The sequence below is a fragment of the Guptibacillus hwajinpoensis genome (assembly GCF_001039475.1).
In the GTDB taxonomy this organism is placed as follows: Bacteria; Bacillota; Bacilli; order Bacillales; family Guptibacillaceae; genus Guptibacillus; species Guptibacillus hwajinpoensis.
Genome location: NZ_LELK01000001.1, coordinates 1,405,715 through 1,429,154, shown reverse-complemented (window position 1 = coordinate 1,429,154; position 23,440 = coordinate 1,405,715). Strand labels below are relative to the sequence as shown.

General features: G+C 39.6%; 23 protein-coding genes. 10 read left to right on the top strand and 13 right to left on the bottom strand.

Annotated elements, in window-relative coordinates; translation table 11 throughout:
* Nucleotides 1-148 precede the first annotated feature (148 nt).
* On the bottom strand, nucleotides 149-817 hold the full coding sequence (locus AB986_RS07195; RefSeq protein WP_048310185.1) for a haloacid dehalogenase type II: 669 nt from the start codon (nucleotides 815-817) through the stop codon (nucleotides 149-151).
* Nucleotides 818-988: 171 nt separating this feature from the next.
* Here AB986_RS07195 and lepB point away from each other — a divergent pair, with 171 nt between their 5' ends.
* Nucleotides 989-1,543 carry a signal peptidase I gene (lepB, locus tag AB986_RS07190; protein WP_048310184.1) on the top strand — a complete coding sequence of 185 codons (555 nt, stop codon included), beginning with the start codon at nucleotides 989-991 and terminating at the stop codon, nucleotides 1,541-1,543.
* 308 nt (nucleotides 1,544-1,851) lie between these two features.
* Entirely contained in the window at nucleotides 1,852-2,589 is a 738-nt protein-coding gene (locus AB986_RS07185) for a CAP domain-containing protein (protein ID WP_048310183.1), read from the top strand.
* 306 nt (nucleotides 2,590-2,895) lie between these two features.
* On the opposite strand, the gene AB986_RS07180 is transcribed toward AB986_RS07185, so the two are convergent.
* The 4 genes from AB986_RS07180 to AB986_RS21115 all read right to left on the bottom strand — a co-directional run bounded on the left by AB986_RS07180 (nucleotide 2,896) and on the right by AB986_RS21115 (nucleotide 7,198).
* On the bottom strand, nucleotides 2,896-3,342 hold the full coding sequence (locus tag AB986_RS07180) for a GNAT family N-acetyltransferase (RefSeq protein ID WP_053216069.1): 447 nt from the start codon (nucleotides 3,340-3,342) through the stop codon (nucleotides 2,896-2,898).
* A 63-nt stretch (nucleotides 3,343-3,405) separates the two neighbouring features.
* Nucleotides 3,406-4,074 (bottom strand): DNA alkylation repair protein, encoded by a 669-nt coding sequence (locus AB986_RS07175; RefSeq protein ID WP_048310182.1) that lies wholly within the window; start codon nucleotides 4,072-4,074, stop codon nucleotides 3,406-3,408.
* 304 nt (nucleotides 4,075-4,378) lie between these two features.
* Entirely contained in the window at nucleotides 4,379-5,422 is a 1,044-nt protein-coding gene (locus tag AB986_RS07170; protein ID WP_048310181.1) for a YecA family protein, read from the bottom strand.
* Nucleotides 5,423-5,548: 126 nt separating this feature from the next.
* On the bottom strand, nucleotides 5,549-7,198 hold the full coding sequence (locus tag AB986_RS21115) for a PAS domain-containing sensor histidine kinase (RefSeq protein WP_053216068.1): 1,650 nt from the start codon (nucleotides 7,196-7,198) through the stop codon (nucleotides 5,549-5,551).
* A 250-nt stretch (nucleotides 7,199-7,448) separates the two neighbouring features.
* On the opposite strand from AB986_RS21115, the gene AB986_RS07160 reads away from it, so the two are divergent.
* Nucleotides 7,449-8,486: an LCP family protein gene (locus AB986_RS07160; RefSeq protein ID WP_084006437.1), complete on the top strand. Its 1,038-nt coding sequence runs from the start codon at nucleotides 7,449-7,451 to the stop codon at nucleotides 8,484-8,486.
* Between the two features lie 227 nt (nucleotides 8,487-8,713).
* Nucleotides 8,714-9,565: a YihY/virulence factor BrkB family protein gene (locus AB986_RS07155; protein WP_048310180.1), complete on the top strand. Its 852-nt coding sequence runs from the start codon at nucleotides 8,714-8,716 to the stop codon at nucleotides 9,563-9,565.
* Here AB986_RS07155 and AB986_RS07150 read toward each other — a convergent pair.
* The 5 genes from AB986_RS07150 to AB986_RS07135 form a co-directional block, all read right to left on the bottom strand.
* Nucleotides 9,562-10,368, bottom strand: coding sequence for a two-component system sensor histidine kinase NtrB (locus AB986_RS07150; protein WP_053216067.1), 807 nt, complete (start codon nucleotides 10,366-10,368; stop codon nucleotides 9,562-9,564). The two genes, AB986_RS07155 and AB986_RS07150, sit on opposite strands and share 4 nt — an antisense overlap.
* A gap of 158 nt (nucleotides 10,369-10,526) precedes the next feature.
* Nucleotides 10,527-10,733: a heavy-metal-associated domain-containing protein gene (locus tag AB986_RS07145; protein WP_048310179.1), complete on the bottom strand. Its 207-nt coding sequence runs from the start codon at nucleotides 10,731-10,733 to the stop codon at nucleotides 10,527-10,529.
* Between the two features lie 67 nt (nucleotides 10,734-10,800).
* A complete protein-coding gene (locus AB986_RS22675; protein WP_236690315.1) occupies nucleotides 10,801-10,926 on the bottom strand; it encodes a DUF6254 family protein in 126 nt (41 codons plus the stop codon).
* A gap of 58 nt (nucleotides 10,927-10,984) precedes the next feature.
* The gene (locus AB986_RS07140) at nucleotides 10,985-11,827 is read right to left on the bottom strand and encodes a polysaccharide deacetylase family protein (RefSeq protein ID WP_084006500.1); all 843 of its coding nucleotides are present in this window, start codon (nucleotides 11,825-11,827) and stop codon (nucleotides 10,985-10,987) included.
* Nucleotides 11,828-12,287: 460 nt separating this feature from the next.
* Nucleotides 12,288-13,562, bottom strand: coding sequence for an NCS2 family permease (locus AB986_RS07135; RefSeq protein WP_048310178.1), 1,275 nt, complete (start codon nucleotides 13,560-13,562; stop codon nucleotides 12,288-12,290).
* Between the two features lie 187 nt (nucleotides 13,563-13,749).
* On the opposite strand from AB986_RS07135, the gene AB986_RS07130 reads away from it, so the two are divergent.
* Together AB986_RS07130 and AB986_RS07125 are read left to right on the top strand one after the other, a co-directional pair.
* A complete protein-coding gene (locus AB986_RS07130; protein ID WP_048310177.1) occupies nucleotides 13,750-15,048 on the top strand; it encodes a purine/pyrimidine permease in 1,299 nt (432 codons plus the stop codon).
* A 64-nt stretch (nucleotides 15,049-15,112) separates the two neighbouring features.
* Entirely contained in the window at nucleotides 15,113-15,547 is a 435-nt protein-coding gene (locus tag AB986_RS07125) for a universal stress protein (RefSeq protein WP_048310176.1), read from the top strand.
* A 309-nt stretch (nucleotides 15,548-15,856) separates the two neighbouring features.
* Here AB986_RS07125 and rpiA read toward each other — a convergent pair whose 3' ends face one another.
* Nucleotides 15,857-16,522, bottom strand: coding sequence for a ribose-5-phosphate isomerase RpiA (rpiA, locus tag AB986_RS07120; RefSeq protein WP_048310175.1), 666 nt, complete (start codon nucleotides 16,520-16,522; stop codon nucleotides 15,857-15,859).
* A gap of 294 nt (nucleotides 16,523-16,816) precedes the next feature.
* Between rpiA and gndA the strand changes: the two genes are divergently transcribed.
* Nucleotides 16,817-18,229: an NADP-dependent phosphogluconate dehydrogenase gene (gene gndA / locus AB986_RS07115; protein ID WP_048310174.1), complete on the top strand. Its 1,413-nt coding sequence runs from the start codon at nucleotides 16,817-16,819 to the stop codon at nucleotides 18,227-18,229.
* 102 nt (nucleotides 18,230-18,331) lie between these two features.
* Here gndA and AB986_RS07110 read toward each other — a convergent pair whose 3' ends face one another.
* Together AB986_RS07110 and zwf are read right to left on the bottom strand one after the other, a co-directional pair.
* A complete protein-coding gene (locus tag AB986_RS07110; protein WP_048310173.1) occupies nucleotides 18,332-18,955 on the bottom strand; it encodes a cyclase family protein in 624 nt (207 codons plus the stop codon).
* Between the two features lie 90 nt (nucleotides 18,956-19,045).
* A complete protein-coding gene (gene zwf / locus AB986_RS07105; RefSeq protein WP_048310172.1) occupies nucleotides 19,046-20,539 on the bottom strand; it encodes a glucose-6-phosphate dehydrogenase in 1,494 nt (497 codons plus the stop codon).
* Between the two features lie 434 nt (nucleotides 20,540-20,973).
* Between zwf and AB986_RS07100 the strand changes: the two genes are divergently transcribed.
* The 3 genes from AB986_RS07100 (at nucleotide 20,974) to deoD (ending at nucleotide 23,370) form a co-directional block, all read left to right on the top strand.
* Nucleotides 20,974-21,579: a hypothetical protein gene (locus AB986_RS07100; protein WP_053216066.1), complete on the top strand. Its 606-nt coding sequence runs from the start codon at nucleotides 20,974-20,976 to the stop codon at nucleotides 21,577-21,579.
* Between the two features lie 126 nt (nucleotides 21,580-21,705).
* On the top strand, nucleotides 21,706-22,236 hold the full coding sequence (locus AB986_RS07095) for a DUF420 domain-containing protein (protein ID WP_048310171.1): 531 nt from the start codon (nucleotides 21,706-21,708) through the stop codon (nucleotides 22,234-22,236).
* Between the two features lie 423 nt (nucleotides 22,237-22,659).
* The gene (gene deoD / locus AB986_RS07090; RefSeq protein ID WP_048310170.1) at nucleotides 22,660-23,370 is read left to right on the top strand and encodes a purine-nucleoside phosphorylase; all 711 of its coding nucleotides are present in this window, start codon (nucleotides 22,660-22,662) and stop codon (nucleotides 23,368-23,370) included.
* Nucleotides 23,371-23,440: the final 70 nt, after the last annotated feature.

Below are 23,440 nucleotides of genomic sequence, written 5' to 3'. Positions count from 1 at the left end.
CAATGGGTATAAAATGGGAAGTTCAGTGAATCATGCTAGGAAGAAAGTAGTGTTCTTGGTGAAGAACGAAATGGAGTGTGCTGTCGATACAACAAGCCTGAACGAAAAGTCGTTCAGGCTTGTTGTATCTTGTTATTTCAGATGTAAATTACGACCAGTTTTTAATGCCTGTTAAATCTGAGTATATGGTATCAGGTTCGAGTGCCAATTTCTCAACAGGTTTTTCATTACGATTAATCCATGCCGTATGAAATCCGAAGTTCTTAGCGCCTGATATATCCCACCCATTTGACGACATGAATAGAATGTTCTCTCGGTTTAGTTCGAGTGAGTCAAGAGCGTGAGTATAAGACGCTGGTGTTGGTTTGTATTGATTAATATCATCTGCACTAATAATATGATCAATATACTCTGCAAGTGGTGATTGCTTAACTAGTGGATCTAACATGTCATGTGACCCGTTTGAAAAAATAGCTAGCGTCATTCCCTGTTCTTCTAATTCTTTAAGCACTCCTGGCACTTCGTCATAAACCGTTAGTTCTTTGTATGCATTTAGTAGCTGTTCTTCATTGTCGGAGCTTAATTCCGCATCTACATCAGCCACCGCGTAACGAAGCGCATCTCGGGTGACAGTTGAAAAGGGACGGTATTTCCCCATCATTTGTCTAAGGTAGCTATATTCTAACTGTTTTTGGCGCCAGGTTTGACTAATCTGATCACCTTTACTTGGGAATAGTTCTTCGCATTTTTTTGTAACTGAGAATACATCAAATAGAGTTCCATATGCATCAAATACAAACGCCTTTACGTTAGTCATTAGAATCCTCCTTATATAATGTGAACTGAAGTAAGTGTTCCACAAATAGGGTGGATGATAAACTTTTTTGCTCAAAATGAGCAGATTGGCGGAGGAGCATTCACTAGTGAATGTAGGAAAATGATGCTACAATAAATGGTAATAATGGATAACACTCTTTAGGGGGATAACATGAAAACAGAATCACGATCGAATTGGCTAAAAGACTGGGGAACTCCTCTCCTTTTAGCAATTATCCTCGCATTCGTCATCAAAATGTTTGTCGTTGCGCCTTATATCGTTGAAGGTGCTTCGATGGATCCAACCTTGCATGATGGTGATCGTCTCCTTGTTAATAAGTTTATTTCATATGTACAAGAGGAACCTGCAAGAGGAGATATTATCATTATTAAAGATGTGGAAGCGGACAAGCATTATGTTAAACGTGTGATAGGATTACCGGGTGACACGGTTGAAATGAAACAAGACAAGCTACTCGTTAACGGAGAGGAGCTTAATGAACCATACCTTTCGAGTAACCGTAGTGATGCAGAGACAATGGGCATGCACTTAACGGAAGACTTCGGGCCGGTTAATGTACCTGATGATCAGCTATTTGTAATGGGTGATAATCGACTAAGAAGCATGGATAGTCGAAATGGACTTGGGAAAATAGAACTGGATGAAGTCGTAGGTAAAGCAGAAGTTGTATGGTTTCCATTCAAAGATGTTCGATCAGCTAAATAAGGTAATGAAAAGGAGAGTGTTACACTCTTCTTTTTTTTGTTATTGATTTGAAATGGTTGAAATAGAATGTTAATCGATCAGATTCACCTATAATATGGAATTAGTGCCAATTGAAATAGTGGTTCTTTTGGTTTCAAATATGACTTAGATGCCTAGTTTAATAAGGTTTAGCATGAATGATACATTCGTTTTATTCAAAGAAAGATTGGAATAGATTCCCGTCAGAGGAAGTTATTATGGTCTACTAAACTAGTATTCATATGATAATCTCGTGTTGTAAGAAATTTCACCAACTAGGAGGAATCACATTGAAAAAGTCAATTATTCTAGGTGTAACAGCTGCAGCGGCACTGCTTGCAGCGAATCCAACTACAGGTTCTGCAAATACAGGTGACAATCAGATCGCTCTTGCAGACGTGAAAGCTCATACCTTCGAGGTTAAGAACATGAATGAATTACAATCGGTCATTGATCGAATTGAGAAACAATACAATATTTCGATTCAAGATTTAGATCAGCTTCAGCAAACACAGCAAGCTGATCAGTCACAAGAGAAACAAGCACCTGCTAAAGAACAAGCAGAGCAAAAGGAACAAGCAACTTCAGCAAAACAAGCTCAACCTGAAGCGCAAAAGCAAAGTGAAGAGCAATCCAAGCAACAATCAAGTCTTTCTGAATTTGAACAACAAGTCGTTAACCTTACAAACCAAGAACGTGAAAAAGCTGGACTAGCTCCACTTGAGGTCGATTCTGAATTGAGTAAAGTAGCACAGGCAAAATCGGAAGACATGAGAGATAATAACTATTTTGCACACAACAGTCCAACTTATGTTTCACCTTTTGATATGATGAATCAGTTTGGTGTTGAGTATCAAACAGCAGGTGAAAATATTGCTAAAGGGCAACAAACACCAGAAGAAGTGGTTAATGCATGGATGAATAGTGAAGGGCACCGCAAAAATATTATGAACGGTAGCTTTACGCATATTGGTGTTGGTTATGTAGAAGAAGGTAACATCTGGACTCAGCAGTTTATCGGAAAATAATAGCCCGATTTACAGGATTATGAAATAACACGGAAAAGAGCTTGGAGGCGCAATGCCTTCCAAGCTCTTTTGTATTTGTGAAAGCCTCTTTTCTTAGATGTTTTTGAAGTTTCAGAAAGATTGTTGCTTTAGAAAATAATATTGAATAAAACACCACACTTCGCTAATTGGAGCGGAAGGATGCTCGACTCCTGCGGGACTAGCGGGACAGGTGAGACCCCGCAGGAGCGTTAGCGACGAGGAGGCTAACCGCCCGCCCCGCGGAAAGCGAGCATCCTGGAGCGGAAATTAAACCAAATGAAAGGATTATCTTAAACATTTTTTCATATATACCTTGGTTTCATCTTCATTCAATACAACCCAACCTAATTTATTGTAAATTAATACATTTTCAGTGAATAGTGCATGTGTAGCTAAATGGATGTCGGAATATCCTTTGGTAATCGCTTCTTTTTCTGCAAAATTTAATAAAAACTTACCTAATCCTTTCCCTTGAAAATCAGGATGTATAGCGATATTTGCAAGGGATGCGTTATTTTCTTCAAATGATAAAATTAAGCCAGCAATGACGTTGTTATTAACTTCAACGACCCAAACTGGAAAAGAAGAAATTTCATCTTTATAATCCACATTCAGTGGTGGTAGAGTTTCAACATTAATACGGTCTTCATACTCTGAATAAGCTAAAAACATGCATTCTTGAAGCTCATTAGCATCTTTTAATTCTGCTTTTCTTATATGCCAATTAATCATACTTACGATACCTCCTTCACCTTGCCCATTATAGTGTTATCCTTTCAATATCTAGTGGGGGAGCTAATGTTTGTAGATTACTTTAAGACCTTCTCGCTTGCTAAGTGGTGCTAATTCTTCTTGATCAATAAACATCTGAACGGCCGCGGGATCTGTTTTGGAATATTCTCTTAGTGCCCATCCGATCGCTTTCTGGTGGAAGAATTCTTTCGAATGGGAATGATGACGGATATACCATTTTAGTAGTTCAAAATCTGTTTTTGTTTTGTATGAGAGCTGGAAAAGAAGTGCGCTTCGATTCAGCCAAAGATTAGAACTTGTAATCCACTGCTCGGTTATTGACTCTATTTTGTGAGGGTACTGTTTAAAATAATTTCCTGCACTATGTACCGCTAGCCCGTCTACAGTATCCCACCAGGATTTAGTTGTGATCAGATCCTCGATTAATTCGATGTACTCCACTGGTAATTCTTTCACACGATCAAGTAAATCAAGAGCAACATACTGATATTCTCTTTCATCCATATACCATAGATTGTAGAGCAGGGTCTTTACGTTATCATTATCAGGAATTCCATTTGTTTTAATGACTTGTTTAGTCGCGTTTCTTCGTTCAGGAGTTTTGATTCCAAGGAAGGAGAAGTGATTACGCATATATTTCTCCATCTTTTCAGCCTGGACGGGATTTCGTAAAGGAATAAGTTGTTCTTGAATAGTTAAAGTGGTTAGCAAACATCTTCACCTCCAACCTTTATTTTACACATGACGAGAAAAAGATGGAATGTCCAAATCCACATAGAAAGAGGCGCGTCTATAGACGCGCCTCTTTCACTACTAGAATAAGGAGGTTTCCCGGGGGAGGGAAGGGATGTGTTACTTTATCATTCGGTTACAACCAGTTAGCTTCCCGGGTTGAAAGAAAGCTAACTTGGATTGTTTTCAGTATAGCAGGGTTAGAAAACAAATCAGTTATTATGGGTTTATTTCGATAAGAATTACAGTAAACCTCTTTAATGTTACAAATCGATATCATTGGCTAGACAGTTGCTTTGACAGTAGAAACAAATCGTTCATGTAATGTTTTGTACTTACTTGAAATACTTGATGGTGACGTACCGTATTTCTTGGCTAACGCACTTTGACTCGCAGAGAAGCCGTATTCTTTAGCGGCTAAGTATTCAAGCGTGGCAGCAAAAATGGAGGCTTTTCGAACAACTGGTTGTTCTTCTTTGCTATAGTGCTTCCAGAATGCAAGTACTTCGTTAATTTGTTCATTAGAAAATTCATCACTTACGTTTTCAGTCAACAATTTGGCGATTTCAGCATCTTCTTTTCTTGACCAAATCATGTCAATTGATTCTTCCGATTGGTCTGAACCATTTCCATGCTTCACAATCTCACTTAATATTTCTGGGAAGTGGCTCTGCATCATTGTTCGCACGCCATTAGGTGACGTTTGTGTTTGATTCTCAAGCTTTTCCTCAACCGTTCTCATAGCGTCAGGGTCAATTTTCATAAGCTCAATAAATGGCATTGCCCCATTTTTGACAGGTAGCAGTATGCCAGCTAAGCTTTCTCCTCTAGAAACAATCATTTCCTCATGTAGGAGAATACTTATTGGCTGCTCAGAACTAAGTTCTTTTACGACTGCAGTATGTCCGGAAACTTCTTCAACCGTATAAATAGACATATAAGCTTCTCGCCAGTTATTAACTGTTTCTCTAACGTGGTCAGACGAGAAAGAATGGGAGAACAGCTGGATGTATTCTTTCACAATTGTTTTATTCCACTGATTTACAGCTTGATGGAAGATTGCCCACGGGAAGATACCGTGCATATAAGCTTCTTCGAGATTCTCTGGAATGTCATATCGGTTAAATAAATCATTTGCGAGTGATACCATCTTCTGGTCGTGCTCGCTCATAGCATATTCAACTAACTGTGCTTGAATTGTATATAGTTCTTGTGTGTAAAGCTGTTCTACTAATTGATCCTGTGCATTTTCAGATGTCATACAGCATTTTTTATATTTTTTGCCGCTGCCACATGGACAGGGATCATTTCGTTTTGTTTTTTGCAATGTTGCTTCCTCCTTCAGGTCAACCTTATTCGAGAATAAGAGACGAATGATATTTTAGCATAGAAAGGGAAGGAAGCACAAAAAATGTTCCAACATCAGGTTTTTATTTCGAAACGAACTAGTCTTCTATTCCTCTTTTGAATGAGGAAATCGAACGATAACGGTGGTCCCAATACCTACTGTACTATCGAACGTAATTGATCCATGGTGATTTTCGATAATCTTGAAACTTGATAACAGACCAAGCCCGGTTCCTTCTTCTTTTGTAGTATAGAATGGTTCACCTAGTGTTTTGATTTTGTGCTGTGGAATGCCGACCCCTTCGTCTTGAATCATGGTAATGAATTCATGATCCGTCTTTGATAATTTAATAGTAACACGTCCGCCATTTGGCATTGATTCGATGGCGTTCTTTATTAGGTTAATAAAAACTTGTTTAAGCTGATTTTCTTCACCGAATAAAAGGAAGTCTTCTTCGGAGAACTCTGTTATGAAATACACATTATAGAGAGATGCCTGCGTACTGAGCAATTGCAAAACATACGATAGCAGCTTGTCGATTCTAAAAGATGACAATCGTTCTACCTGTGGCTTTGCTAGAACGAGTAGGTCTTTAATAATGGAGTCCATTCGATCAACTTCAGATAACATGATTGATAGGAAAGGTGCTTTATCAGATACAGATTCATCTTGCTTTAGGAGCTGAATAAACCCTTTTACGGATGTAAGCGGATTGCGGATCTCATGTGCAACGCTAGCAGCAAGTTGGCCAACTGCTGAGAGTTTCTCTGTTTTCATGAGTGCCTCTTCTGTTTTCTTTTTATCTGTAATATCCATAAATGCTGCCATGATTCCATTAATGTTGTTGTCTTTATCCTGAATCGGAGCAGTCGACAATGCCAAATAAACAAGTGAGCCATCTTTTCGTTTTCTTCTCACTTCTTTATTAATAATATGACCATGTTCAATGATTTCGGGAATGGTAATGTCTTGCTCACCCTCAGGAACAATCTGACTCTTCTTGCCTATTATTTCTTCACTACGCCAACCAAATATTTTCTCAGCTGCTGGATTCCAAAGACGTATGTTTCCTTCCATATCGAGGGCAAGCGTAGCGATTGGAGAAGCGCTAATAATAGCTTGAATCATTTGCTTTGCTTCCCACAGATCCTTCACAGCTCTCTTTCGTTCTGTAATATCACTAGTCTGAATAATGGTTGCTGCCTCATCTTTAAACGTGATAGGAATAAACGTCGACTCAACGTCGATAATGTCACCATTCGAACGAATTAATTGATACTCTACCGTTTCAGGATTGCTGCTAGGATCTAACTGCATTTGCTCGAGGATCGCTCTAATTCGCTTTATATCCGCTGGATTTACTACAGGTGATAAATTTCTATTATTCAGCTCTTCTAACGAACGAATTCCAATCAAGTCAAAACCGGTTTGGTTTGTGTAGTTGATTTTACCTTTATGCATAAGTGAGATTCCGTAAGGAGAAGATTCGACAAGTCTTCTATATCGCTCCTCGCTCTCAACCAACTTTTTCTCCATCTCCTCGGTCTTCGATAGCAGGTGTTTTAGGAGAAAGTAAAGGAATCCACATGTTAAAAGAATGAAAAACCAGCCTTTAAACATCCCGATTTGTCTATTGGATAAGAAATCATTAGATAAATTATAAAGAAGTGTATCAGAAAGCAAAATCCACAATGAACCGAATAGAAAATAATTTCCAATAATAATCCACGGTATCGACCTCGTTTGAATTTGCAAGACGTTCTATCCTCTCTTTTTAGCCTGTTTCCTTATTCTACAGTTGTCATATTAGTTTTACAAAATATCATTAGTCAAATGGAAAAAGATTTAGGTAGAAAGTAGCGATAAAAGGTGGTACATTAATAGTTAGGACTATTAACGTAATTAATATTCCTTATGCTTCTTATGAATTTTGACCGTCTTCTTCCTTGCTCGATCTTTGAACGGAGTGAGAGAAGGGGAGACTATTTGAAGGAGATATTAGTTTATGAGTGAAGAAATTAAGTCAAATCGACAAAGTCGATATAAACCAAAGAAGAAACGAAGCTTCTTACGAACAACGTTGTTCATTCTATTATTTACGATCGTAGGTATTGCAGGCTACGGTGGTTATCTTTACTATAAAGTTTCTAGTGTTTCAGATCAATCAATGATGCAGCCAACACGGGGAAGTCAATCAGACTTAAGAAATAATGCAATTGACATGGGGAAAGATCACTTTTCAGTTCTATTGCTTGGTGTTGATGATGCAGAAGATTCATCAAACGGACGAAGCGATGCAATTATGGTTGCTACGTTCAATCAGGATGATAAATCGATGAAACTCCTAAGCATTCCTCGAGATTCGTATGTAGAAATTCCTGGAAGAGGCATGGACAAGATGACACACGCTCATGCTTATGGTGGTATTGATTTAACTATCAAAACAGCGGAAGAATTGCTCGGTATCCCTATTGATCAGGTTGTTCGAGTGAATTTCGAAGCATTTAAAACGGTTATTGATGAACTTGGTGGAATTGATATAACGATTAAAGAACAATTAATTGCTGATCAACTCTACAAAGAATCAAAAGGTAAAATCGATCTGGAAGTAGGAGAACAAACGCTGAATGGTAAAGAGGCTCTCGCTTTTGCTAGGACGAGAAAAGCGGATTCCGATTTAAAGCGTGGACAGCGACAAATGGAAGTTATCACGGCAGCTATTGATAAAGTAAGCTCGCTCTCCTCTATCCCTAAATACGGTGATGTGGTTGATCGTATTGGAGAAAACCTTACAATGAGCTTCACTTTTAGAGAAGCGCTCGGTTTATACCCGTTCATATCTAAATTAGATTCGATTGAACAGCTTCAGTTAACAGGTTATGATTATCAGCCTGGTTCAACCTACTATTTTCAATTAGACAATCAGTCATTAACTACAGCTAAAACTGAACTGCAAAATCATTTGAATTTAACTGATGAGATGGGTGAGCAAGACGATCCATTGAACGCAATGGATAATCAAGATAGTAGTACAACACCATAGATTGAAAAGCAGACTCTTTGGAGTCTGCTTTTTCATTTGGTTGTTTTCATAAACCATGTTTTTAAAAGTGGTGATTGATTTCCGCTCCAATAAACTCTGGAGTGTGATTTTTATCCAAAGCCCTTTAAAAAACAATAAATTTTAAGAGAAGTCCCAAACTACTTTCACGATTACAGAAAAGCAATTAAGGGAACAGAGTAAAAAGAATAAACGAAAGGAGCCTTCTCATGACAGGAATTTCATTTACAAAGAAGTTAGGTAAAGAGATGGGGGAAGATCGGGTTACGAGTCTTGCAGCCGAGCTTGCTTACTATTTCATGCTCTCTATATTCCCACTATTAATTTTAGTGTTATCCATCCTTCCATACTTGTCGATTGATAAGCAACAAGCTGTTGACTTTCTTACTAACTATGCACCAGGGGAGATCGGAAGCATCTTACAGGATAATGTCATTTCAATCATTAGCGAACCTCAGGGAGGGCTATTAACAGTAGGTATCCTAGGAACGCTGTGGTCAGCTTCCAACGGTATGATGGCGCTTATGAGAGCTCTTAATCTCGCATACGATGTGGAAGAAACAAGGTCATTCATTAAAGCTCGTCTATTATCGATCCTTCTTACAATTGGATTTATACTTGTTTTTATCGTAACCCTTGTCCTACCAGTATTTGGTGATGTTATCATCAACACAATGACAACAGCACTAAATCTACCTGAATCAACAGAAATACTTTTCAGAGTTCTTCGTTGGGTAGTTGCTGTTGCTATTATGGCGAGCATTCTAGCGGCGCTTTATCATTTTGCTCCGAATAAGAACTTTCCATTTAAAGAGGTTATTGTCGGAGCCATTGTCGCTACAATAGGCTGGCAGATTATTTCCCTGGCGTTTTCTTTCTATGTAAGCAACTTTGGAAATTATTCAGCAACCTATGGTAGCCTTGGGGGAGTTATTATTCTTATGCTATGGTTCTATCTAACGGGTATCATTCTTCTTGTAGGTGGAGAAGTTAATGCCCTTCTTCATAAAATGAGAAAAGGGGTTAACGTAGCAGATGAGAACGAGCAGATTCGGTTCTAATCTGCTGAAATGATCGGAAGCTGAATCATAAACGTCGTGCCCAGCATTGGAGTGCTATTCACTTCTATTGTACCTCTATGATTTTGAATAATCTGTTTGCAAAGGAATAGGCCTAGACCTGTTCCTTTTTTCTTTGTTGTAAAAAAAGGTTGGAAAAGCTTAGATTTAGTTGTTTCATCCATTCCGATCCCATTGTCACGAATATGGATATCAATCGTGTGCAATCGTCTAAACACTGATAGCGAGATGTAGCCATTATCTCTATTCGCACAACGTATCGCTTCTATACTGTTTTTGACCATGTTTAGAAAAACTTGTTTCAACTGCCCAGAATCAATCATGGCAAAGGACGGTTGTGAGAGGTTTTGCAGATTTGTTGTTAGCGTGCATTTGTTTAGTGTGGCTTCACTTTGGTATAAGAGAAGTATGTTTCTTAAGAAGGGGACGATGCTAACCTTTTCTAATGTCTGTTCGCGTGGTCTCGTTACATTTAAGAATTCTTCAATCAACCCGTTTGTTCGATGGATTTCTGAGAGAAGGAGATCTGCGATATCACTCTTTTGTAATCGATCTAAATCGGGTTTAATCAATTGAAGAAACCCTTTCATAATCGTTAATGGATTTCGAATTTCATGTGCTAAACCAGCGACAAGTTGGTTAACCAACGTCAGTTTTTTATTCTCATAAGTGAGTGTTGCAAGTTCCTTGAGTATTTCTTCATGATTATTTATAGTTAACGATTCCGAATCGTTTTTTGGAGGGATAGATAAGGTTTCACCAAACTCAAATTGGGATTGATCCACATTCTGCACCCCTTTCAGATACATATCATTATAGCTATACCTTATCATCCTCTTAACGCGAAATTTGAATGTTTACGGAAAAATTTCAATGTTTTTTTGTAGAAAAAAGTGTAATTGTGAAACAGAAAAAATGAGCCTGCTTCTGCAGGCTCATTGCTTTATGCTGGTTGGTAGCCAGCTTCTTCAATTGTTTGCATAATGGCAGAAACCTCAACAGCTTCTTCATCATAGACAATCGTTACTGTTTCTTCTTTTAAATCTGCTAGAGCTCGTTCTATTCCATTTAAGGAGAGAAGAGCTGACTCAATTCGTTGTATGCAATCTTCGCCTTTCATACCTGCAACTGATACTGTGATTTCGTTCATTACATTAAACTCCTTTCAACATTCGTAGGAACACTTTACCCTTAAAAAGAGGAGTTTAATCTTATTGCTATTCTGTTTTGTTAGGAGATGCTTCATTAGAGAGCTGCTCTAATGATTTAATCTTACCATGAGGATTTTGCGCTTCTTTCCGTTTACGGAATTGTCTTTCGCGCTGTCCTTTTGATTGGCTCATTGTTGATCACCCCTTTAAATGAATCATTATTAAGGTGACCATTTCGATTTCAACTTAATCACTGCAAATTCTGGTTATGTAGTTGCACAAAAGAGTATCCTTTTTCTTGAAGAATAGGGACTGCTTGTTGCACGCCATCTGCTGTACCGCTGTCAGGTTGATTCATGTGTAGAAGTGCTATATCTCCAGGGGTCGCTTTTAAAAGTGCTTGTTTAACCTGCTCACTTGTATAAGTAGCACCTGCATCTCCTAAAATCGTATAGTTTACAATTTGGATACCAAGGCTATTGGCTATGTCAACAGCGACATCATCATAATATGCCGTCCCCGACCGGAATAAAGTTGGTTTTTCACCTGTATACTCTTCGATTTTATTCTCGTTCATTTTCATCTCTGCGACAACTTCTTCCACTGATGTTGTACCCGTAATGCCCCATGCTGATTGACCATTTACTGATAAAGGCAGATGGTGCGTACCGTGGTTTTCAATTTCGAATAATGGATTTTCTGCAAGCTTTTTGAAAAGTGCAGGGTTTTCATCAATCCACCTCCCGTTGACAAAGAGGGTGGAAGAGATCTCCTCATTTATCAAATACGTAATAAGTTCATCGTCTACTGAACTTCCGTGTGGCCCGCCGCAAGCATCAAACGTTAAGGCAATTTCTTTCTTTGCTGTTTCAAAGCTAGTAAGGACTCCTGATACGCGTTCTCCCCATTCCGAAGGCTCCTGATGGTCATATGAGGCCAATATTTCTTCCATCTGGCTTTCTGAGTAGTGAAGGTGAGTCGGGGCGTTCCTAAACATGGTTTTATCTGTTGAAAAAGCATGTAACATAACTGGCTTAGACTGGCACCCTGATAGTAAAAGTAGAGGGAGGATGAGGGTTGTTATTTTATTCATTTGCATCACCAGTAAAATCATATCATACAAAATATGGGTTAAGAGGGAAGGGTGTAAAAAAACCTCCACATTTTGTGGAGGGATTCTGAATGTTCGTTTCTGTTTTTCTGATCCAGCTGCAGTGGGCAGACCCTCTGTCACTTCACCAAACCAAATGAACACAAAGGGCGTGTTCTTTTGGTTTGGCTCCAGTGCTTGTCGAGGCTAAACGGGCGCTTCCGCTTTTCTAGATCCAGCTGCAACTCGCAGAAACTGCGATATTTCACTCTTGAACCGGAACACAAAGAACGTGTTCCAGTTCAAGAGCTCCAATATCTCCGTTTCTAAACGCTCGTTTCCGCTTTTCTAGACTGCAGTGGGCAGACCCTCTGTCACTTCACCAAACCAAATGAACACAAAGGGCGTGTTCTTTTGGTTTGGCTCCAGTGCCTGACGGGTCTAAACGCCCACTTCCGCTTTTCTAGATCCCATGTAAAAAGAAATTAACGAAGAACAGGCTGGCTATGATGTACATAGGGACTGGGACTTCTTTGGCTTTTCCTAGTGCGATTTTTAGGAAAGGATAGGCGATGAAGCCGAATGCGATGCCGTCTACGATGCTGTAGGTTAGGGGGATCATGACGATGATTAAGAACGCAGGAAATCCTTCGGAGAAGTCCTGTAGTGAGATGTTCTGAATCGATGTGATCATTAATCCGCCTATTATGATGAGTACAGGCGCGATGGCTGAGTCTGGAATAATTTTAAACACTGGGATGAAAAATAGGGACGTTAGGAATAGTAATCCAGTTGTGATGGATGTTAGTCCAGTTCGACCACCAGCTGAGATACCAGATGCGCTTTCAACTGTTGAAACCGTTGGGCTTGTACCGAAAAGACCTGCTGATATAGCAGAGATAGCATTTGCTTTGTATGATTTCTCAAACTTGGATTGATCAGGCAGTAGTCCATGAAGGAGTCCCATGTTTTCGAACACGAGAATCATGGCCATTGAGAATGTAGCAATCCAGAATGGAATGATAAGAATATCATCAAATGACATTGCTCCAAAGACTGACGAGTACGAAGAGAAAGAGAAGCTCTCTTGATTCCCTGTTTCGATTAGTCCAAGAGACCAAGCTAAAGCAGTACCTGCAAGCATGCTAATTAGAAAGTGTCCTTTGACATTCCGTATAAATAGAATAGCGGCAAGTGCCAATGTCACTAGTGTTGCAATAACATGAGCGGAACCTAAGTTTCCCATTTCAACGAACGTTGATTCACTTGAGACAACGATACCGCCTTTTTGAAGTCCGATAAAAGTAAGAAATAATCCGATTCCAACGGTTATTGCTTCTTTTAACGAACGAGGAATTGCTTTGGATAGAACACCTGCAAGAGGTGTGAAAGCTGTAATGGCAAAAAGCACTCCAGCTATGAATACAGAAGCTAGCGCAACTTGCCAGCTAAGTCCCATCGATTCAACCATTGTATACGTGAAGAATGCATTAACGCCCATACCTGGGACTAAGATAATCGGGGCATTTGCATAAAAGCCAATTAACAGGCAGCCGACCACTGATGTCAGGACAGTTGCAATCATTCCTGCTTCAAAAGGAATTCCTGCATCAGCTAGGATTGACGCGTTAACAGCTGCAATATAAACAATTGTAAAAAATGATGTAAAGCCTGCAAGAATTTCCTTCTTCAGTGAAGTATCGTGAGCCTGAAAATCAAAATCAATTTTCTTTTTCACTTTATTCCCTTCTTACTTGTGTTTCCCTCTCCCACCCGTGTATTTGATAAAAATCAAATCACCAATAAATTAGTATAGCAGAGCTCTGCTTTTTTTTATAGTGGAAAAAAACGTAATGACCACTTTACCTCCCTTTGTTACTATTAGAAGAGGTACATAAATTGTATGGATGAAAGAAGGCTTTTCTATGCGTAATACGTTATCCGCCCTTCAATGGGCAGTGTTTATGATTGCAGGATCAATTGTTGCGCCCGTTGCCATCGCAAGCTTATTTCAGTTAGATCCGGCGATGGCGGCAGGTTTTGTACAAAGAACGATGTTTGTACTTGGAGTTGCAGCTATTCTTCAAGCGACGCTTGGACATCGATTGCCCATTAACGAAGGGCCAGCGGGTCTCTGGTGGGGAGTATTTGTCCTCTATGCAGGATTAAGTTCAGCATTATTTGGTTCGAAAATGGAAACGTTACAAGCCCTTGAACTTGCTATGATTGCAAGCGGAGTAATCTTCATTCTATTAAGCGCATTTGGAATGGTGGAAAGACTGTCTCGATTGTTCACGCCGGTTGTTACTGGGATTTATCTTTTATTACTTGTCGCACAGCTTAGCGGTTCCTTTTTAAATGGCATGATGGGTGTGGGCTATTTAAGGGAGGGAATCGACCTTAGGATTGCAGGGCTATCACTTCTTCTCGTTCTCGTATCGATTTGGTTTTCACGATCGATGCCGGCGATTATTCAGCAATACTCAATTTTAATAATTTTAATTATCGGATGGCTTCTTTTTGCCATACTAGGTTTAGCGAAGCCTGTCACCGTTCCTGAGGGAGGATTTGTTCAGCTTCCACAAATTTTTGCGTTTGGTTATCCAGAGTGGAATTCAGGAATGATTGTCACTGCAGCACTTGTCACGCTGTTGCTTTTAACGAATATGATTGCAAGCATTCGAGTGGTAGAAGAGGTTCTAGCTAGACTTTCAAACACGAAGCCAATGGGAAGATATCGGCAAGCTGGATTTGTATCTGGTGTTAATCAGTTACTTGGAGGCATTTTCTCTGCCGTGGGAAGTGTTCCAATTTCAGGAGCTGCAGGCTTTATCATGACGACAGGATTAAAGCGTAGGCTTCCATTTATAGTGGGAAGTGGTTTCATTATTATCATAAGCTTATTCCCAGCACTGATGGCGTTCTTTGCTGCGCTTCCTGAACCTGTTGGTTACGCAGTAATCTTTATTGTGTTTGTCAATATGGTAGGCATTGCGTTCAATGAGTTTAAGAAAGATCATTCTGAAAGTAAATCGTTTGTAATCGGAATGTCCTTCATGGTTGGAATTGGAACCATGTTCATTCCTCCTGAAGCCTTTCAGAATGCACCGCCCCTGACAGCATCGCTTTTAAACAATGGACTAATTCTAGGCTCAATTACAGCGATTGTCACTGAACAATGGATGAATAGAAAGAAGCGAGATAACTTAACAACAAGTGATTAGCATCACAGTGTCTTATCCGTTAACATGATATAATGAAGGCATAATAGGGAAGGGGAGTGTTGTAATGAGAAAATACACTAACGTCCTAGTTGCTTATGATGGATCTGACTTAAGTATGAAAGCTTTGAATGAAGCAATTACAATGGCTAAGGAAAACCCCGCTCTTCAAATTGATGTGGTTACAGCGTTGAATCCTACAGCTCAAATCAGCTCTGCTGTTGTCTATGCGAGTATTCTAAACGAATTAAGAAAAGAAGCGGTCGACCTGTTGAAAGTAGTAAGTGATGTGCTTTATGAACAACTTCCAAATCATGTTGTACGTACTATGGTACTCGAAGGAAATCCAGGCAACGAAATTGTGAAGTATGCCAATGATCATGAGCGTGACCTTATTATAATGGGTAGCAGAGGCTTAAACGGGTTAAGAGAGTGGTTTCTCGGAAGCGTAAGCCATGCCGTCCTCCAACGCTCTCATTGTCCCGTACTAATTATCAAATAAGGGCTATTGATAGCAGTAGATCCTAAATAAAAAGCTCTATTCTAAAGGCTCTTTTCTAAAAGATTGTTGCTTTTGAATTGTTATCGAACAAAAACCACACTTAGCTGATTGGAGCGGAAGGATGCTCGACTCCTGCGGGACTAGCGGGACAGGTGAGACCCCGCAGGAGCGTTAGCGACGAGGAGGCTCACCGCCCGCCCCGCGGAAAGCGAGCATCCTGGAGCGGAAATGAACCTACTATAGCTACCATGTCTTCTAAAAGAGCTAAATAAAATAGGAAAAGCCCGGCGCATAAACGCCGGGCTTTTCCTATTTCTCTAGAAAAGTAATAGTGCTTCCATTACCTATAATTGCTTTCTCTGCATATCCAATAAATAAACCATTGTCGACAACCCCAGGAATCTGATTGATTCGTTCGTGTAAAGTGGAAGGGTAGGGTATACTCCGAAACGCACAATCTACGATATAATTACCGTTATCAGTTATAAACAACGAATCATTTTTACTACGGATTGATGGCTCACAGCCCATATCTTGTAAAACATCTAGTGTCTTTTGATAGCCAAACGGCACGACTTCAACTGGTAGAGGAAAGGTTCCAAGATCAGAAACAACTTTGCTTGAATCTGCCACAACAATCATATGCGTAGAGTGGTAGGCAATGATTTTCTCCCGTAGCAAAGCACCGCCACCACCTTTAATTAATGTGAGCTCATCGTTCAATTCATCAGCTCCGTCAATAGTTAGATCAATGGATGAGACTTCTTCTAATGCAATGAGGGGTATGCCATGCTCAAGTGCAAGCTTTTCAGTTTCTTTTGAAGTGGGAACTCCAGTAATAGACAAACCATTCTGAACCATCTCAGCAATTTTGAGGATCGTCCAATAGACGGTACTTCCTGTGCCTAAACCAACAACCATTCCATCCTGAACATAACTTGCAGCTTTTTCACCTGCTAACTGTTTCTCATTCATTCCTTATACACTCCTTTAATCAAGCGATCAGCATCGATTTGTTTGAGATTATGACATCTATACCAACCATATAGAAAAAATGGACAAATTGAAAGTCGAAAAGATACGACTTAGTTGCTAATCTTTGCACGGTGCTCTAGAAAGACGTATAATGCATACTGTTAGACTGTTAACCTGTGAGTAACCTGATTAAGGGTGTACATACTATGAAAAGCGTATGTTCTACACTATGGTATACTTTTTAGTGGCAGTCGTGGTTTAGAGAAGTAAAGTACAATAGCTGGAGGGAATAAGATGTCAAAACAACAAATAGGTGTAATTGGATTAGCCGTTATGGGGAAAAACCTTGCGATGAATATCGAGAGTCGCGGCTATTCAGTATCAGTCTATAATCGTTCTGAAGAGAAAACGAAAGAAATGATGTCTGAAGTCGAAGGGCGAAACTTTCAGGATACATATAGCATTGAAGAGTTCGTTCAATCACTTGAAACACCAAGAAAAATTTTGCTAATGGTTAAAGCAGGCATGCCGACTGATGCAACAATTGATCAGTTGTTGCCACACCTTGATCAAGATGACATTATCATTGATGGTGGTAATGCTTTCTTTAAAGACACTCAAAAGCGTAGCGATGACTTGAAAGAAAAAGGTATTCGCTTTATTGGTACTGGTGTGTCTGGTGGGGAAGAAGGCGCGCTTAACGGTCCTTCGATCATGCCAGGTGGACAACCAGATGCCTTTAGCGAAGTAGAAGATATTTTTAAAGCGATCGCTGCAAAAGTTGACGGAGATCCATGTACAACGTACATTGGTCCAGACGGTGCTGGGCATTATGTGAAAATGGTGCACAACGGCATTGAGTATGGCGATATGCAGTTAATCGGTGAAGCTTATTATATGATGAAGAATGTACTTGGTCTTTCGACTGATGAACTTCATGAAGTATTTAAAGAATGGAATAAAGGGGAGCTTGATAGCTACCTAATCGAAATCACAGCAGATATCTTTACGAAGAAGGATCCTGAAACAGGTAAAGCTCTTGTTGATGTTATCCTTGATACAGCGGGTCAAAAAGGAACTGGTAAATGGACGAGTCAGAGCGCACTTGATCTTGGTGTACCACTTTCAATTATCACAGAGTCTGTTTTCTCACGCTTTATTTCAGCAATGAAAGAAGAACGTGTGAAAGCAAGTAAGCTTCTTGCAGGACCTAATGTTCCTGCATTTGACGGTGATAAAGATGAGTTAATCGAGAAAATCCGCAAAGCACTTTACATGAGCAAGATTTGCTCTTATGCTCAAGGCTTCGCCCAAATGCGTTCAGCTTCTGATGAGTATGACTGGAATCTTGATTACGGCTCAATCGCAATGATCTTCCGCGGAGGTTGCATTATCCGTGCAGGCTTCCTACAAAATATTAAAGAAGCATATGATCGCGAAGCTGGTTTAACTAACCTTCTTCTAGATCCTTACTTCAAGGAAATCGTTGAATCTTATCAAAGTGCTGCTCGTGATATCGTATCACTTGCTGTACAGCGTGGAATCCCTGTTCCTGGTCTTGCAAGCGCGATTGCTTATTATGATAGCTATCGTAGCGAAACGCTTCCAGCGAACCTCTTACAAGCTCAACGTGACTACTTCGGTGCTCATACGTATCAGCGTATCGACCGTGAAGGTGTCTTCCACACAGAGTGGCTAGAAGATTAAGTAATCCCAAAAACGCCTCCTTCTCAACCATAAGGTTAAGAAGGAGGCGTTTTTAATTGAATATACAAAACAAAAGCCGAGGAAAAGTCCCCGGCTTTTATACTATGCTTCTTTTAATCCATCAAATAAAAGAACGCGAGCAGGTGATGCATCTGTTCCTTGTAGCTTTAATGGTGCAGCTACCATGAAATATTGGCCAGCAGCAACATCTTTTAAGCGAAGGCCTTCCATAATAATGACGTCTTTCTCGAAAAGAGAACGGTGAGTAGGGTGCTCTGGCTGGCTTCGCTCGATACCAAGACCGTCGACACCAACACCGCGGATATTGCGCTCAGCTAGATACCGTGCTGCATCTTCACCAACAAATACGAACTCGAAATTAAATTCGTCTTCGAAGGAGTTTTGCGATTTAAAAAGAATGAAATCTCCTTCTTGGATATCCTCAGACTCAATATCTTTGTCAGAGATAGCACCTTTAACATTCGTTACATCAATGACTTTCGCTTGTCCAACAAGATCTTCCATGTTAATGGTTTCAAATGTTGCACCATCATTCATCATGTGAAGTGGAGCGTCAACATGTGTACCTGTATGTACATCGAGAGACAGACGAGACTCTGTTACATGTCCGTTTGTTGTAGTATTGATCTCAGGTTGTTTCTCTTCTTTGTTTTTGTATACAGGCATTCCGTTAAATATGGGTGCGCTAACATCATACATTTTCATAATTAAGCACTTCCTTCCAATTAGTATAAAGATACTAAAGAAAGATACGTGATTCACGTATCTTTCTTTAGTTGTTATGCATTGATCGTTCTACTCTTTAGGTGATGACCACCAGTGAAGGTTGTCTTTCTCTAGAAGCTTATCAGCCGCATCAGGACCCATCGATCCAGCGGAATAGTTAGGGAAGTCCTGCTCTTTCTCATTTGCCCACGCGACAGATATTGGATCGATGAACTGCCATGAGAGAGCTACTTCATCCCAGCGCGCAAAGTTTGTTGCATCACCTTTCATTACATCGTGTAGAAGGCGTTCATAAGCTTCAGGTGAGTTCATATTGTTTTTCTGTTTGTTGTTAAAGTTCAATTCAATCGGCGTTGTTTTACGCATATCGCCAGTGTCCTTAACATTCAAGTGAAGGGTAATACCTTCTTCTGGTTGAATGTGGACTTCAAGAATATTTGGTCCAAGCTTGCCACTTTCATTTTTATAAAGGTTCATTGGCATGTCTTTGAACTCAATTAGAATATTGGTCGATTTAGTTGGCATCCGTTTACCGGTTCTAATGTAGAATGGGACACCTGCCCAGCGGAAGTTGTCAATCATTAGCTTCGCTGCAACAAAAGTCTCCGTATTTGATTCTTCATCAACATTATTCTCTTCTCGGTAACCAGGAAGTGTCTCACCATTTGCTTCACCTTGTTTGTACTGACCGCGAACGAAGTAATCATTTACTTCATCTTTGTTAACCGCACGCAGAGCACGAAGTACTTTTACTTTCTCACTTCGAATTTCTTCTGTTGTGAGGCTACCTGGTGGTTCCATTGCAAGTAAAGAAACCATTTGCAACATATGGTTCTGAACCATATCTCTAAGCGCACCTGATTTTTCGTAGTATCCACCCCGTGTTTCTACACCTACTGTTTCACTAGATGTAATCTGGATATTGGATATGTAACGGTTGTTCCAGAGTGGCTCAAATAGTGAATTAGCAAAACGGATAGCCTCGATATTTTGCACCATTTCTTTACCGAGATAGTGGTCAATACGATAGATTTCTTCTTCTGAAAATACTTGACGGATTTCATCGTTAAGCTTTTGTGCAGATTGGAAATCATGTCCGAATGGCTTCTCGATCACAAGTCGGTTGAAACCATCACCTTCTAGCAATCCTTCAGAATCAAGATTAAGAGCAATTGTCCCAAAGAACTCAGGAGCCATTGCCATATAGAAAATACGATTGTGTGGAATATCGAATTGTTCATCAAGACTCTCAGTTAATCCTTTAAGATCTTGATAAGATTCTTTCTTCGTAACATCAAAAGGCTGATAGAAGAAATGACTACTAAATTCTTCGTGTTTGTCATCCTTATCCATACAAGCTGTGTGGATCACAGCGTCGTGAACGTTTGACCGAAATTCTTCATTTGATAGCTGTCTGCGAGCTACGCCAACAACAGCGAAATCTTCTGCTAGCACACCTTTACAATAGAGGTTATACAGTGATGGGAAAAGCTTGCGTTTAGCAAGATCTCCTGTAGCTCCGAATATGACGATAACAGAAGCCTGTTTTGATGGTTGATTCATCTTTGTGACCTCACTTTTTCATTATTGCTGTTCCATAGGGAACGTATTGGGCGGAACAGTAAAATTCCCTGTCATTCATCATGCTTATAGTATAAATATGTAGCTTAGCATGATCGGCCCTAGCATAAGTTGCTAGGATGGTCTGATTATTGTTAAGACCATTATTATAATAAACGTTGATCCTGTAACAATTCTGTTAACAGGTTCCCAAGTAAAAATTTTATAGCTTTTTAGCATTAAAATCAAATTGTGAGATTGAGAAACTGAAAGCGAATGGACTATTATGTCTAGGTATCGTCAACTGTAAGCGATACCATCATTGTACCTTAGGGATCAATATAATTTAAAAATTATTCACTCAATACGAATGGTTAATAAAAATAAAGACGAATATATTAGGTAGATAGATGATAAACGATTGGGGAGTGAAGGAATTGATTCATCGAAAAGTGGTCATTTGCTTGTTCTTTGGTTTGCTAATAGGCTGTGCCGAAGTAGATAATCAACCAGTGACTGATGTACCTCAAGTAACATTCGATGAGCAGATTATAGTGATGGAGAAAGCATATGACGTAATGAAAACTTTAGAAAACAGAGAAATGACTGACCTTGGAGAATTTGTGCATCCTAAAAAGGGACTTTTATTCTCTCCTTATGGAACAGTTGATAAGAAACGAGCACAAGTGTTCATGCCCGACCAATTGAAGGATCTTTTAAGTAGCAAAAAGCAGATTGAATGGGGAACAGAGGCAGGGAAGGGTGATCCCATCCGTTTAGAACCAGAGGATTATTATAAAACCTATGTGTACGATGTTGCTTTCATTGAAACTGACTTTGTAACATATAACGACTACTATAAGGAAACAAACAGTATTCAGAACGTAACAGAAGCATTCCCTGATAGTAACTATGTCGAGTTTTTTGTGCCAGGGTCTGATGAATTTGAAGGGATGGACTGGAAGAGTTTAAAGCTTGTTTTTACAAGCTATAAAGGAGAACCCTATTTAACAGGAATTGTTCATGACCAATGGACTCCATAAGTGAATCTGTGAACAAAACGTGTCACCGCCTGAGATTTTTAACATATGGATGTGTCTCATTGGTTGCTCAATTAATCAATCTTTCTTATTCTTAAAGGTAGATTATCTTATAAGGAGAAGAATGTTATGACTGATGTAAAACAACGTAATTATACACCTTGGATTGTCGGGCTTTCTATTGCCGTAAATGTATTAGTAGTAATTTTATTCTTTTTACCTGAATATAGCGGGGACGTAGGTTTCGACATCACATTGCTCCCACTTCTTAATGCTGTATTTAATAGCTTTACGTTTGTCTTTCTTGTAGCTGCTCTTATTTTCGTTAAGCAGAAAAACATTAAACTGCATAAGCGGTTTATTTTTGCAGCGTTTACCACTACGGCATTATTCCTTGTTTCTTACGTGACTTACCATGGTCTGTCAGAATCAACCTCATTTGGTGGAGAAGGGCTTATTGTTCCGATCTATTTCTTTATTCTTATTTCACATATTATTTTGGCTGCTGCTATTGTACCGCTTGCACTTATAACGGTTACTCGTGGTCTTAATATGCAAGTAGCAAAGCACCGTAAGATTGCGCGATGGACGATGCCTATCTGGCTTTATGTAAGCTTAACAGGCGTTGTTGTTTATTTAATGATATCTCCTTACTATTAATTCACTTATTAGAAGAGGAAGAGACCGCACGTCTCTTCCTCTTTTTTTATGTAGGCTCTTTTCGTAAACATTATAAAGGCTCTTTTCTAAAAGATTGTTTCTTTTGATACAAATATTGAAAAAAACCACACTTAGTGATTGGAGCGGAAGGATGCTCGACTCCTGCGGGATGAGCGGGACAGGTGAGACCCCACAGGAGCGTTAGCGACGAGGAGGCTCACCGCCCGCCCCGCGGAAAGCGAGCACCCTGGAGCGGAAATTAACCCACTCATTTAGTAACAATGTATATATGATAAACAACGATTCACATAGTATATTGCAAGTTTTTTAAGGAAAAGTATAATCAAGGTGCATTGCATGTGGAAGTTCAACGCATCTTATGCTACTTTTGATAGTGAGCGCATTATTTAAGGAGGTAATTAAATGAGTGTACATATTGGAGCTAAACAGGGCGATATCGCCGAAACAATTCTTTTACCAGGAGATCCACTACGGGCGAAATATATTGCTGAGACGTTTCTAGAAGACGTTATTTGCTATAACGAGGTAAGAGGGATGCTCGGCTATACGGGTACATATAAAGGCGAAAGAATCTCAGTTCAAGGAACGGGGATGGGTGTTCCATCTATTTCAATCTATGTAAATGAGTTGATTCAAAGCTATGGTGTTAAGAATTTAATTCGTGTTGGTACATGCGGAGCGTTAAAGAAAGAAGTGAAGGTAAGAGACGTGATCTTGGCTATGAGTGCAACATCTGATTCAGGTGTTAATCGCCTTCAGTTTAATGGGATGGACTTTGCACCTACTGCTGATTTTAATTTACTTAAGAGCGCTTACGATGTAGCAACTGAGAAAGAGATGAGCGTTCACGTTGGGAATGTTTTCACAAGCGATTCGTTCTATCGTGATAATCCGGAAATATTCCAGCAATTAGCTGACTATCAAGTACTTGGAGTGGAGATGGAAACATCAGCGCTATACACAATCGCTGCTAAGTACGGTGTAAATGCATTAACTGTTCTTACAGTAAGTGATCATATCGTAACTGGAGAAGAAACAACTTCAGAAGAGCGTCAGTCTACCTTTAAAGAAATGATGGTTATCGCGCTTGAAGCAGCACTTAAACAGAAATAATATGTTCAGTTCGAAAAGGAAATGGGTGATGACCCGTTTCCTTTTTTTGTTTGTTTAAAGGAATAAATGG

Bases quoted from the DNA above. Each gene is read 5' to 3' on its own strand.
- deoD (WP_048310170.1), top strand. From the start codon at position 22,660: ATGAGTGTACATATTGGAGCTAAACAGGGCGATATCGCCGAAACAATT.
- zwf (WP_048310172.1), bottom strand. From the start codon at position 20,539: ATGAATCAACCATCAAAACAGGCTTCTGTTATCGTCATATTCGGAGCT.
- AB986_RS07160 (WP_084006437.1), top strand. From the start codon at position 7,449: ATGAGTGAAGAAATTAAGTCAAATCGACAAAGTCGATATAAACCAAAG.
- AB986_RS07180 (WP_053216069.1), bottom strand. From the start codon at position 3,342: ATGATTAATTGGCATATAAGAAAAGCAGAATTAAAAGATGCTAATGAG.
- gndA (WP_048310174.1), top strand. From the start codon at position 16,817: ATGTCAAAACAACAAATAGGTGTAATTGGATTAGCCGTTATGGGGAAA.
- AB986_RS07195 (WP_048310185.1), bottom strand. From the start codon at position 817: ATGACTAACGTAAAGGCGTTTGTATTTGATGCATATGGAACTCTATTT.
- AB986_RS07140 (WP_084006500.1), bottom strand. From the start codon at position 11,827: ATGAATAAAATAACAACCCTCATCCTCCCTCTACTTTTACTATCAGGG.
- AB986_RS07130 (WP_048310177.1), top strand. From the start codon at position 13,750: ATGCGTAATACGTTATCCGCCCTTCAATGGGCAGTGTTTATGATTGCA.
- AB986_RS07125 (WP_048310176.1), top strand. From the start codon at position 15,113: ATGAGAAAATACACTAACGTCCTAGTTGCTTATGATGGATCTGACTTA.
- AB986_RS07155 (WP_048310180.1), top strand. From the start codon at position 8,714: ATGACAGGAATTTCATTTACAAAGAAGTTAGGTAAAGAGATGGGGGAA.
- AB986_RS07095 (WP_048310171.1), top strand. From the start codon at position 21,706: ATGACTGATGTAAAACAACGTAATTATACACCTTGGATTGTCGGGCTT.
- rpiA (WP_048310175.1), bottom strand. From the start codon at position 16,522: ATGAATGAGAAACAGTTAGCAGGTGAAAAAGCTGCAAGTTATGTTCAG.
- AB986_RS07145 (WP_048310179.1), bottom strand. From the start codon at position 10,733: ATGAACGAAATCACAGTATCAGTTGCAGGTATGAAAGGCGAAGATTGC.
- AB986_RS22675 (WP_236690315.1), bottom strand. From the start codon at position 10,926: ATGAGCCAATCAAAAGGACAGCGCGAAAGACAATTCCGTAAACGGAAA.
- AB986_RS07110 (WP_048310173.1), bottom strand. From the start codon at position 18,955: ATGAAAATGTATGATGTTAGCGCACCCATATTTAACGGAATGCCTGTA.
- lepB (WP_048310184.1), top strand. From the start codon at position 989: ATGAAAACAGAATCACGATCGAATTGGCTAAAAGACTGGGGAACTCCT.